This window comes from Parabacteroides gordonii MS-1 = DSM 23371 (assembly GCF_000969825.1).
Classification (GTDB): domain Bacteria; phylum Bacteroidota; class Bacteroidia; order Bacteroidales; family Tannerellaceae; genus Parabacteroides; species Parabacteroides gordonii.
This window is the reverse complement of sequence record NZ_KQ033919.1, coordinates 532,743-546,230: the sequence shown is the minus strand read 5'-3', so window position 1 is coordinate 546,230 and position 13,488 is coordinate 532,743. Positions and strand designations below refer to the sequence as shown.

The 13,488-nt window shown below is 44.3% G+C and carries 7 protein-coding genes; 5 read left to right on the top strand and 2 right to left on the bottom strand.

What is annotated here, in order from left to right; genetic code table 11:
- Nucleotides 1-45: 45 nt before the first annotated feature.
- Both HMPREF1536_RS02190 and HMPREF1536_RS02185 read right to left on the bottom strand, forming a co-directional pair.
- Nucleotides 46-1,638 (bottom strand): RagB/SusD family nutrient uptake outer membrane protein, encoded by a 1,593-nt coding sequence (locus HMPREF1536_RS02190; RefSeq protein WP_028730501.1) that lies wholly within the window; start codon nt 1,636-1,638, stop codon nt 46-48.
- 21 nt (nt 1,639-1,659) lie between these two features.
- On the bottom strand, nt 1,660-4,704 hold the full coding sequence (locus HMPREF1536_RS02185; protein WP_028730500.1) for a SusC/RagA family TonB-linked outer membrane protein: 3,045 nt from the start codon (nt 4,702-4,704) through the stop codon (nt 1,660-1,662).
- Nucleotides 4,705-5,050: 346 nt separating this feature from the next.
- Here HMPREF1536_RS02185 and HMPREF1536_RS02180 point away from each other — a divergent pair, with 346 nt between their 5' ends.
- From HMPREF1536_RS02180 to HMPREF1536_RS02160, 5 genes are all read left to right on the top strand, one after another.
- Nucleotides 5,051-9,097: a hybrid sensor histidine kinase/response regulator gene (locus HMPREF1536_RS02180; RefSeq protein WP_028730499.1), complete on the top strand. Its 4,047-nt coding sequence runs from the start codon at nt 5,051-5,053 to the stop codon at nt 9,095-9,097.
- 6 nt (nt 9,098-9,103) lie between these two features.
- Nucleotides 9,104-10,030 (top strand): hydrogen peroxide-inducible genes activator, encoded by a 927-nt coding sequence (locus HMPREF1536_RS02175; RefSeq protein ID WP_028730498.1) that lies wholly within the window; start codon nt 9,104-9,106, stop codon nt 10,028-10,030.
- 260 nt (nt 10,031-10,290) lie between these two features.
- Complete coding sequence (locus HMPREF1536_RS02170; RefSeq protein WP_028730497.1) at nt 10,291-11,136, top strand: prephenate dehydratase; 846 nt, start codon at nt 10,291-10,293, stop codon at nt 11,134-11,136.
- Nucleotides 11,111-12,295: a pyridoxal phosphate-dependent aminotransferase gene (locus HMPREF1536_RS02165; RefSeq protein ID WP_028730496.1), complete on the top strand. Its 1,185-nt coding sequence runs from the start codon at nt 11,111-11,113 to the stop codon at nt 12,293-12,295. Before HMPREF1536_RS02170 ends, HMPREF1536_RS02165 begins: the two co-directional genes overlap by 26 nt.
- Before the next feature lie 9 nt (nt 12,296-12,304).
- Entirely contained in the window at nt 12,305-13,372 is a 1,068-nt protein-coding gene (locus tag HMPREF1536_RS02160; RefSeq protein ID WP_028730495.1) for a bifunctional 3-deoxy-7-phosphoheptulonate synthase/chorismate mutase type II, read from the top strand.
- Nucleotides 13,373-13,488: the final 116 nt, after the last annotated feature.

The following is a 13,488-nucleotide window of genomic DNA, read 5'->3' as shown; positions in this document are numbered from 1 at the left end:
GATAAAAATTACATTTCACAAAGACCCTTAAATAAATGATTGATTCTAATACCCCGGATTCTGTTTCAAATTCGTATTTGTATTCAGATCATCCAAGTGGATCGGGAACAAAATAGCATGATTACCGACCGGTTTATGATTGAACCAACTCTTTGTCTGGAATGTACCGAAGCGGATCATATCTGTGCGACGTCTGGCTTCTGCGGCGAACTCCCATCCCCACTCATCGTACAAACCGCCTAATTCGACAGGAGTACGATCTCCCGGATCTGTGATATTGCCGTTTTCATCCAGGATACCATATTGGATCTTCGTATCTGCTTTCAGCTCTTCCACTGTTACACGGGCTTTCTCCGGATTATTCTTAAAACTACGTTCACGGATCTGAGTGACCAGATTGGCTGCCTCTTGTTCGTCCTGTCCCAGTCGAAGCAAACATTCCGCTTTCATTAATAAGACTTCTGCATAGCGGAAGTAAGGAAAGTCATTACTCAGAGCAGACTTAGCGCCATAGGCAATCTCATACTTCCCTACACGATAACCATCGTATGCTTCCGATTTATATAAACTAGGTAGTTTATTGGTATATTCAAAGATGGTTTCACCGGCTGAATTTTTCTGCGGCCCTTGTAACCAGGTATCCTGCATACGCTGGTCGTCAGGATCATAACTATTAATGAATTGAGGGTTGGCTCCGCTGCCATTCCAGGGTTGAGCCAACATATCGTATACCTGATTACTTTCCGAAGCTAACCACTTCATATGCATTCCGAACACCGGGCCATTATTGGTTCCCATATTAAAGATAGCATCATAAGGGATGGCAAAGATGGCTTCGCCGCTATTTTCATTATCCGTCTTGAAGTTATCTTTATAATTATCTTCCAGAACAAATTTGTTGGATTCAATGATCTTATTACATTGTTCCAAAGCCTTGTCCCACGCCGGAGTACCGGTATATACTTCCGCATTCAGATACATACGGGCTAACAGACAACGAGCTCCCCACTGGGTCAGACGCCCGTAAGTAGACTTATTCACATCCTCTGACAAGGTCGGCAGCACTTCCGTCAACTCTTTGATAATAAAATCAAATACCTCCTTTCGGGTAGATTGTTTTGGAATATCCGTCGAGAAACTGGTTTGTATAGGAACATTCCCATGAGAGTCGCAAAGAATTGCATACCACAAAGCGCGGATTGCCCTGACTTCAGCAACTATCGCATCCTTCCGCTCCGGGACAAAGAAACCTTCATCTGCTCTAAACAGTATCTTATTTGCATTATTAATTCCATTAAAACAATTCTCCCAGGTAGTTTGCGGTTGCCCCTGCTGATTAGTCCAGGTATGCAGATGCATCCTTTTATAGACACCACCGTCATCCCAACCGTTCGGACGGGTGGGTGTAACAATCACATCACCCGATTCTTCCTGTAAATCAAAATATCCATACCAATCCATAATAAAACGGAGAGGCGTATAAGCGGTTGCCAATACAGGCACTTCATCTTCTGTTGAAGGGACATAGACATCTTCTGTAATTTCAGAATAAGTTTCTTCATCCAGATTAAAACAACCATTCAAGGTTAACATGGAACCTAAGCAAAGGGCATATATGCCATATTTATATCTTTTCATGATCAAATGCATTTTGTGTGATTAGAATGTTACGTTAACACCGAAAGTATAGCTTCTCACGGTTGGATATTTATCGCGGTTATCCGTACCTGCATCGAGCAGACCGTAATCGTTTGAGCTCAACGGTACTTCAGGGTCTATGCCTTTATAACCGGTAATAGTTGCCAGGTTCAATACAGAAGCGTAAATTCTCAGGTTCTTGATGATGTTTTGTTTGCCCAGATTGAATGTATAACCTAATGTAACATTGTCGATCTTCCAGTAATTACCATTCTCTATATAATGGCTGACATAACGCTGGTCATCTTTAACCGGGCTCTTTCCATATACCGGATCGAAGGCTGAATTCAGGCGGTTGTACTGGATGGACGACTTGGCATTTTCATAATACATACGCTGATAGTTCAATATCTCGAAACCAAATGCACCACGCATATTGATACCCAGGTCGAAACCTTTATAATTGATCGTATTGTTCCAGTTCAGATAATGTTTGGGAATACCGTTTCCTAATACCTGCCAGCTGTTTGCATCGGTTTCGTCGGCTCTCATCGGTTCCCATTTTTGAGTTTCATTGTTGAAGCCATCGACAATCCATAAGCCATCGTCTGTGATATCGATCGATTTCAAACCATAGAATGTTCCTACGGGCAAACCGACCTTTACAATATGCGAAGTAGTCTGTATGGGTTCTCCTACATATCCGGTATAAAAATAATCATTCGTCATCTGGAACTTATCGTTTTGGATAGACACCACTTTATTGTTATTGGTGGAATAAGACACATTTGTACTCCATTGAAAATCTTTTGTCTGAACCGGAGTAGCATGTACCAGCATTTCAAAACCATTATTTTTCAATTCTCCGGCGTTAGCCAATATCGTTCCGTACAAATAAGGAGGAACAGGTACGCTATAATCCCAGACTGCATCTTTCGTAATACGGGTATAATAATCTAACGTTCCACCCAAACGTCCCTCCAAAACATCCCAGTCTAAACCGACATTATATTCCAGCTTTTTTTCCCAGCGAAGATCCGTGTTATTATTACGAACGGTAATCAGTGCTTTCTTCCAGGTTCCGTTATATAAAAAAGAACCTTGATAGTTTATACTACTGATAGAAGTATAAGGATCAGCAACATTGATACCTGTAACACCGAAACCGGCTCTTAATTTCAGATTATCCAGCCAGGTATAATTTTTCATAAATTTTTCCTTATTGACTCTCCAGCCGACAGAAACACCCGGGAAATTACCCCATTTATGATCGGCACCGAATTTAGAAGAACCTTCGCGACGGATCGAGAACATAAACAAATAACGATCGTCATAATTATATCCCACACGGGCAAACAGGCCAATCAATTTATCGGAATCTTTATAGCTTGACATCGTCGCTTCACCTCTTTGCAGGGCGGCTCCTGCTTCCATTTTATTATAAGAATAAATATCGGAAGGGAAGTCATAGTTGTCGATCGCCATATTCGAATTGGTATTATCTTCGTAGTTATATCCAACCAATGCATTCAGATTATGTTTACCAAATGATTTCTGATAATTGGCAGTAAGTTCGGCCAGATTATTTGAAAAATCGGAGTCTTTACGATAGGCATATCCGTTTTTACCATTCTTTGTATTGGAAACATGCTTTTTGGTTTGGTAATAGCCATCCATAGTGGTGGTACTTCTACGGGCATACATGGCTTTTAATGTCAATCCTTCTACAGGACGATAAGTCAGGCTACCGGTAAAGCGGGTATTCTTACGTTTCATTTCACCGATAGTTTCTTTTACATAACTTACCGGGTTATCATAAAAATACAGGGTACGTTCAAACCAACTTCCGTCTTCATTCTTTACAGGTTCTGTCGGGTTATGGATCAAAGCCTGGCGATATGCATAATTATTCCAGCTACGCGGCATTGTATGTTCACTCAAAACAGCAGATACATTTGCTGTAATCTTATTATCGAACATCGAATGATTGATATCGAAACGGCCGGTCAACGATTCGAAATCCGTGTTGATAAATGTACCCTGACGGTTACGGTAGTTCAAGGATGCAGTATAATTTGTTTGTTTACTACCACCACGTAAAGAGAGATTATGCACATGGCTGACTGCGGTACGGGTAATTTCATCCAACCAATCAGTATCATACCCGAAGTCTTCATTATTAGCACCAGTAAACTCATATCCTTCCGACCATTTCTGGCGCAAATCGCTTGCCGACATGAAATCAGGTTTTCTTAATGTATTAGAGACTGAGATATATCCCGAATAATCGATCGTAGGAGGCATTTCCTTTTGGCTGGTTTTCGTTGTGATGATAATTACACCGTTCGTTCCACGAGTACCGTAGATAGCAGTAGCAGAACCATCTTTCAGGACATCTATAGATTCAATATCCTCCGGTGCCACCGTATTCAGGCTACCGGGAACACCGTCTACCAGAACAAGAGGAGATGTTCCCCCTTTCAAAGAAGAAATACCACGCAACATGATCTGGGTACTTCCGGTCGGGTCACCCGAAGGCATCGATATATTCAGACCAGCTACTTTCCCCTGAACCAGTTGCCCGGCATCGAGAACAGCTCCCTTCACAAAACTTTCTGATTTTACACTGGAAATAGCACTGGTCACATCCCCTTTCTTCTGTGTTCCATAACCAATAACCACCACTTCATCTACCAGTTGTGAATCTTCCATCAACTTCACTGTGACAGACTTTTGATTACCGACAGCCAGCTCCTGACTCTGGAAACCGACGTAAGAAAATTGTAAGATTGCTTTCGTATCAGATACAGTGAGCGTAAACTTTCCGTCCATATCACTCATAGTTCCGTTCATGGTTCCTTTCTCAACCACATTTACTCCCGGTAATTCCATACCTGAAGCATCCTTGATCACTCCGGTAATCGTTGTACCCTTTTGCTGTGAAACTTCCAATAAACTGTTTTCTGTACTGGCAAACAGTTGATGGCTTCCGGCATTCGCACTTAGTAAAAGACAAGCAGATAATAAGAACTTGCTGTAGCCTTGATTGTGGAATCTTTTTCTCATATCATTATATATTAGTAGGTTGTTAACATTGAACAGATCGGATATTTTTATTAAATCAACGACAGCAAAATAAGCGTACATTCGCCATTTATCATGCAAAAATCGTTTAATACGATGAAAGAATAATACATTTACCGGAAAGTTGACCATCGGCAAAAAGGCTTGATAAACAATACACAGACAATTCCAGTAGACTATTTTGTTATTTTATTGGACAGATTCTATTGCTTTTCTATGAACAGATTGCCTGACTGAAGTTCCGGAATAGTGTAATTTTTACCTGCACTGCCCGGATATTCTATATATTTTCTACCTTTGTACCCTATAGTATATCTCCGATAATAACATGAAAGCACTATCTAAAGTCCGATATATTAATATTATCATTGTTTTCCTGTTATCCTGCCAATGGATTTATGCGGAACAATTCAGGTTCATCCATTATGAGGTTGAGAACGGATTGTCTTCCAATACAGTCCGCAGTATCACGCAGGATAGCCAGGGATTTATGTGGTTTGGTACGGAAAACGGGCTGAACAGATTTGACGGTTATAATTTTAAGATATTCAAAAACATTGTCGGAGACTCCACTTCTATCGGCAACAACTATATTTATTCCTTATTGGAAGATTCTGATAAAACATTCTGGGTAGGTACGGATGAAGGACTTTATATCTACAACCCCGAACTCGAACAATTCAAGTATTTTGCAGTCCAAACAGACGAAGGGGTCAATATCAAGAGTAATATCACAGCTATCGCAGAAGCATCCGACGGAGATATCTGGTTTGCCACATTAGGACAAGGTGTATTCTGTTATAACAAACAAACACAGCAACTGAAGCAATATATATCTGTCCCGGGTGATGATAATACGCTGAATTCAAATACAATATTCTATTTACATATCGACAATCAAGGATCGATATGGGTTGCCCCGCAACAAAACAAAGGAGCTATAAGCTGCTATGACCGGGATCACGACCGGTTCATTACTTACCAGATAACAAAGAGGAACGGGGAACCGTGTGACCTGCGAATCTATGCAATCGAAGATGGCGACGAGAATAACCTATGGATAGGAACCTGGAATCACGGCATTTGCCGGCTCAATAAAAAAAGCTTGCAAATGCAATCGTATCTGGCTCCGGGAACACCAAACGGCATTTCTCATGTCCATTATATAGCCGAGTATCAACCAGGCATCCTCTTGATCGGCTCAGACGACGGACTCGCTTACTTCGACACAAAAACAGGAAAAGCCGAAGTCATGACAGCTACCGAATTAAAGAACAGCAGCCTCTCGAATAAATTCATCTATCCTATCTACAAAGACCGGGAAGGTGGTGTATGGGTCGGCACTTATTATGGTGGTGTGAACTACGCCGCCCCGATAAAAGGTATGATCAACGGATATACTCACTCCGACTACAGCAATTCCGTCGGTGGAAATATCATCAGTTGTTTCTGCGAAGATCCGGACGGAAATATCTGGATCGGTTCGGATGACGGCGGCCTGAGTTATTTCAATACGCAAAACAAAACATTCAGGAACTATCTGCCGGATCCCAGCCGTAACAGCCTGTCATATCATAATATCCATGCTTTATTCCTGGATAATGATAACTTATGGATCGGAACATATTCCGGCAACCTGAACATTTTGAATACCCGTACCGGTAAATTCACCCAATACCCGGCCGGCTTGTCCGATAAGCTTCCGGCAGATATGAGTAGTGTTTATTCTATCTACAAAGATAAACAAAGCAATATCTGGCTTGGAACAATGCAGAATATCATACGTTATGACCGTAAAAACGACAGTTTCATCAATGCCAAAGAAACCGGAACTACGACCAGTTGTATATTGCAGGATACCGACCATAATGTCTGGTTTGCAACATTGGGCAAAGGAGTTTACTGTTTTAAGCCGGGACGAGAAGAGTGGAAACAATACACATTCAATCCGGATGATAGAAACACATTATCAACCAACCAGATAAACAGCCTTTGCCTGGATGACAAACAACAATTATGGGCGGGTACCGATAATGGGATTTGCCGGTACGACAAAACGACCGGTAACTTTGTCCGCGTACCGTTGAGCATTTCACAAGCTGCCGTAACCGGTATTGTTTTTAATCAGGGATATTTATGGATCAGCACGATAAACGGTCTTATTTCTTATTGTCCTGACACCGGAGAACAACGGATTTTCTTTAAAAGCGATGGTTTACAAAGCGACCAATATGGAGTCAATGCCGTTTTACTGGCCTCTTCCGGACTTCTGTACCTGGGAACGACCAACGGTTTCTGCGAACTCGATACCCGGACGATCTCCCTCAACGCTTATATACCACCGGTAGTTATTACCAACCTGCAGGTATTCAACAAAGACGTCAAGATAGGAAATGAGAGCCTCCTGCCCCAATCGACAACCAGCATCAAAGAAATCGAACTCTCCTATAAATATAATGTATTCAGTATCGAATATGTCAGTCTGAGTTATAGCGTACCGGCAAAGAACCAGTACAAATACAAACTGGAAGGCTTCGACAAAGACTGGAATTTTGTCGGCAACCAGCGAAAAGCGACTTATACCAACTTGCCGGCCGGCAAATATAAGTTCCATGTAATGGGTTCCAACAACGACGGGATATGGAACGAAGAAGCTACTACTGTCGATATCGTTATTCATCCCCCTTTCTGGCGTACCACTTTCGCCTATTTCCTCTATATCATCTCTGTCATAGGATTGATCTGCTACATTATATATGCCATGAAACTGCGGACGGAGAAACGTCATAAGGCCCGAATGCTTCAGCTAAGTGTGGAAAAAGAAAAAGAGCTGCATGACGCAAAGATCAATTTCTTTACATTGATCGCCCACGAAATACGAACCCCCGTGTCGCTGATCATCGGCCCGCTGGAAAAGATAATGGAAGCTTCGTCCACACTTCCTGCGACAATCCAGGATGCCCTGAAGATAATCGACCGGAACAGCCAACGGCTTCTGTCACTGGTCAACCAGTTACTGGATTTCCGGAAAGCGGAGCAAGGCGCGTTTGTGATCAATTTCTCCGTACAAAACATATACGAACTGCTCCTGAACCTGTACGATCGTTTCAAGCCGATGATCGAACAGAAAGGGATTGTTTTCTCCTTTGGAATGCCGGACAAAGAAATGACAGCCATCGTCGATCCGGAAGCGATCACCAAAGTAATCAGCAACCTGCTGACCAATGCGACCAAATATGCAGACAAGAAAATAACAATGACCTGTGAAACAAACAACCGGTTCGTTGTCGTCAGAGTAAGCGATGACGGCCGGGGAATATCCGAACAAGAACTAAAAAATATATTCCTTCCTTTCTACCAGGTTGCCCAAAGCCATAAACCGGGTACGGGACTCGGACTTTCACTGGCCAAACTGCTGGTGGATGCCCACCACGGCAGGATCGAAGTAGAAAGTGGGACAAATCAAGGCACTACATTTATTGTTACAATCCCATTGGTACAGCAGAACGCCGTTCCAACCGTAGCAAAGAAAAATAATCTGGTAACGGCTTGTACGATTCCCGACGAAGAACCATACACCGCAGAAGATGCCACCAGGCAATCCGCTGCCTCTTCCATCCGCCCTACTCTGCTGATTGTAGAAGACAATACGGATATGCGAAGCTTCCTCCACGACAGCTTCATGGATACATATAATATACTATTGGCCGGGAATGGGCAGGAAGGGCTTGAACAACTGAAGAAACAACCTGCCGATCTGATTATCAGCGATGTGATGATGCCGGTAATGGATGGTTTCACCTTTGCGAAAGAAGTGAAGGAAAACCTCTCGTACAGTCACATCCCATTGGTCTTGCTGACAGCCAAGACCGACAATACATCAAAGGTTGCCGGCATAAAGTCCGGAGCCGATGCCTACATAGAAAAACCATTTTCCACACAGGTGCTGCGCGCCCAGATCGAGAATCTGCTCGAGTCGCGGAAGAAGCTTCGGAAAAAGTTCTCCGAAATGCCGTTCGTTCCCCTGGATAGTGTAGCCGTCAATAAAGCAGACGAAGAATTCCTTTCGAAGATGAACGAGATCATCGAAAAGAATATTTCGAATGTAGACTTCTCCATCGATTTGCTGGCAGAACAATTATGTATCAGCCGATCCGGCCTGTTCGCCAAAATAAAGACGCTGGTGGAAATGACCCCGAACGAACTGATACAGCTGGTTCGTCTGAAAAAAGCCGCCGAGCTGTTAGCAACACAGAAATATCGCATCAACGAAATATGTTACCAGGTTGGTTTCAACAACCCTTCTTATTTCTCCAAATGTTTCCAGAAACAATTCGGAGTTTTACCGAAAGATTTTATGAACAAAAAAAACTAAAGTAGTATGAATATACAACAACTCGAGTACATTCTGGCAGTAGACACCTATCGCCATTTCGCAAAAGCAGCAGAGCACTGCAGAGTAACACAACCTACCCTCAGCATGATGATTCAAAAGCTGGAAGACGAACTGGGTATCAAATTATTCGACCGCAACATGCAACCCGTCTGTCCTACCCCGGCCGGACGCAAAGTGATCGACCAGGCACGTACCGTTTTATATCAGGCTTCCCTGATAAAGGATATCGTGAATGAAGAGGAACAATCGTTGAAAGGAACTTTCCGCCTAGCAGTCCTGCCGACCATTGCCCCTTACCTGCTTCCCCGTTTCTTCCAGCAGCTATCGGAAAAACATCCGGATCTGGATATCCGTATCCTGGAAATGAAAACGGCTCCCACAATGGCTGCCATATTGAATGGTGAGATCGATGCCGCCATCATAGCTAACCAGCCATCGGAAGCACAGCTTCAGGGCGATACATTATATTACGAACAATTCTTCGGTTACGTAGCCGAGAATGATCCCGTATTCAAAAAAGAGCTGATCCGCACAGCCGATATCAGCGACGAACATCTCTGGCTACTGGATGAAGGACACTGCTTCCGCGACCAGTTGATGCGTTTCTGCCAGATGGAGAAAGTGAAACTACGCCAGGCCGCCTATCGCTTGGGAAGTCTGGAAACATTCATGCGCATGGTTGAAAGCGGCAACGGAGTCACTTTTATTCCCGAACTGGCCACCCTGCAACTCAGCGAAGAACAAAAGAAGCTGGTACGTCCTTTCGCCATCCCCAAACCGGCACGCGAAATCGTATGGATCACCCGCAAAGACTTTATCCGGCATACCATTGCCGGTATGCTGATAGAGAGTATCAAAAAGTCTGTGCCTAAAGAAATGCTGACGTTACAGGCCGGATTAAAGGTCGTCTAAACATTATTTTTACTGCATGACGAAAAATATTATCACTTTTTGCTTGTAGTTTCCAAAAAAGCGTTACTTTTGCTGCGTATTTAAAAACAAACGAAACAAATGAATCGATTTAGCTTTACATATTTCTTTTATTACTTTTACTTTAGCAGAGTGAAGGCAGGAATTTGTATGTAAAGCGTTGATGATAGAAATGTATCAATAAATAATATAAAGTCCTGCCGGTTTCGGTGGGACTTTTTTTGTGACAATAAATTAGAAAGATGAAAAAGAAAGTAGCAATTCAGGGAATAGCCGGTTCGTATCACGACATCGCCGCCCGTAGCTTCTATGAAGGTGAAGATATTGAAATTGTTGGATGCAATACATTCAGAGATGTTATTTCAGCCATAAAGAAAGACCCGTCTTTGTTAGGACTGATGGCCATCGAGAATACCATTGCAGGAAGCTTGCTGCAGAATCATGAACTGATCCGCGAAAGCGGTCTGCGGGTGATCGGCGAATACAAACTACGCATTTCGCATTCGTTGGTTGCGCTGCCGGGAACGTCGATACACGATGTCACGGAAGTCAACTCCCACCCCATCGCACTGATGCAATGTACCGACTTCCTCGATACCTTGCCAAATGCCAAAGTGGTGGAAAAAGAAGATACCGCGATGAGTGCCCGATGGATTGCCGAGAATAAGCTCGAAGGACATGCTGCTATCTGCGGGAAACTGGCCGCCCAGATCTACAAGATGGAAATACTGGCCGAAGGGATAGAAACCAACAAACGCAACTTCACCCGCTTCCTTGCCATAGCAGACCGCTGGACAGCTGAAGATCTTCTTGAGAAGTCAGACGTCAACAAATCTTCACTGGTATTCGCTCTCCCTCACACCTCCGGCAGTCTCTCCAAAGTTCTCTCTATTCTTTCTTTCTATGACATGAATCTTTCTAAAATACAATCGTTGCCGATCATCGGCCGCGAATGGGAATATCTGTTCTATATCGACCTTACATTTACTGATTATACAAGATACAGACAGGCATTGGATGCAATCATACCATTAACAAAGGACTTAAAAATTTTAGGCGAATATGCAGAAGGAAAACAAAGTGTGTAACATCACACCCGCTGACCGTGTAGGCAGCGTACAGGAATACTACTTCTCAAAGAAACTGAAAGAGGTAGCCGAAATGAATGCCGCAGGCAAGAATGTGATCAGTCTGGGCGTAGGTAGCCCCGATCTGCCCCCTTCGGAACAGACCATCGAGACCTTGTGCGAACATGCACATAATGCGAATGAGCATGGTTACCAGCCGTATGTGGGTATCCCCGAACTGCGTAAAGGTTTCGCCGACTGGTATCAGACATGGTATGGAGTCGAACTGGATCCGAAGACAGAGATACAGCCGCTGATCGGTTCCAAGGAAGGAATTTTGCATATCTCGCTAGCATTTCTGAATCCCGGAGATGGCGTATTGGTTCCCAATCCCGGTTATCCTACTTATAGCTCTGTCAGCAAACTGGTACAGGCCAACCTGATCTCCTACGAACTAAAAGAAGAGCTGGGATGGCAACCGGATTTCGAAGCATTGGAAAAGACGGATCTCTCCGGCGTAAAGCTGATGTGGGTCAATTACCCGAACATGCCGACCGGCGCGAACGCCAGCATGGAGCTTTTTGAAAAGCTGGTTGCCTTCGGACGTAAACACGGTATCATCATCTGTAACGATAACCCTTACAGTTTCATCCTGAACGATCAGCCGTTAAGCATCCTGAGTGTTCCGGGAGCCAAAGATATCTGTATCGAAATGAACTCGATGAGTAAGGCGCACAATATGCCGGGTTGGCGTATGGCGATGCTGGCCTCGAACGCACAGTTCGTCCAATGGATACTGAAAGTAAAGAGCAACATCGACTCCGGCCAGTTCAAACCGATGCAGCATGCAGCCGTTGAAGCGTTGAAAGCGCCGAAAGAATGGTACGACAACATGAACCGTACCTATCGCAGCCGCCGCGACCTGGCCGTACAGATCATGCACACGCTGGGATGCGAATACGACGAAAACCAGGTAGGTATGTTCCTCTGGGGAAAGATCCCGGCAGAAGCGGAAGGCAGCGAAGCGCTGGCAAACAAAGTGTTGTATGAAGCCAACGTATTCATCACCCCCGGATTTATCTTCGGAAGCTGCGGCGAACGTTACATCCGTATCTCACTTTGCTGCAAGAACGAAGCATTACAGGAAGCATTAAACAGAATAACAAAAATAATAAAATAGAATATCATCATGGAAATGGAATTAGAATCAATCTTATTACCCGGTGTAGACCCTCAGCGTCCTATCATCATCTCAGGCCCTTGTAGTGCCGAAACAGAAGAGCAAGTAATGGAAGCGGCTACCCAGCTGGCATCCAAAGGCGTTAAAATATTCCGTGCCGGAATCTGGAAACCCCGCACGAAACCGGGTGGCTTCGAAGGTATCGGAGCTGAAGGCTTGCAGTGGTTGAAACGTGTAAAGAAAGAAACAGGCATGTATGTAGCTACCGAAGTGGCAACAAAAGACCATGTATTCGAAGCATTGAAAGCCGGGATCGATATTCTGTGGATCGGTGCACGTACCACTGTCAACCCGTTCGCCGTACAGGAAATTGCAGACGCTTTGAAAGGCGTGGATATACCTGTCCTGATCAAGAACCCGGTAAACCCTGACCTGGAGTTATGGATCGGTGCTTTCGAACGTCTGTATGGTGCAGGTATCCGTCGTCTGGGTGCCATCCACCGCGGTTTCAGCTCTTACGACAAGAAGATGTACCGTAACCTACCGTTGTGGCACATCCCTATCGAACTGCGCCGCCGTATGCCAAACCTGCCGATTTTCTGCGATCCCAGCCATATCGGTGGTAAGCGCGAACTGATAGCTCCGCTGTCACAGCAGGCGATGGATTTGAGCTTCGACGGTTTGATGATCGAGTCGCATCCTTGTCCGGATTGTGCCTGGAGCGACGCTTCACAGCAGATCACACCGGATGTACTCGATTATGTTGTCAACCTGTTGGTTATCCGTAACGAGACACAGACTACCGAAAACCTGGCCGAACTACGCCGCCAGATCGACGGCATCGACGAACAACTGCTCGAACTGTTGGCTAAACGTATGCGCATCTCCCGCGAGATCGGTGTGTATAAGAAAGAACATAACATGCCCATCCTCCAGTCACCACGTTACAGCGAAATCCTGGAAAAACGTTCGGATATGGGGCAGACGATGGAACTGAATGTTGATTTTGTAAAGGAGATATTGAAAGAGATACATGAAGAATCTGTTCGCCAGCAGATGATCATCATGAATGAATAATAGCGGTTTTCATCGGCGGTAAGAGACGGTAGCCGTCACCCCTCGTTGACGGTTGTCGTCAACGAGGCCAGACGTTACCCGTCACCTCCCGTTGACGGGTAGCGTAAATTATAGAC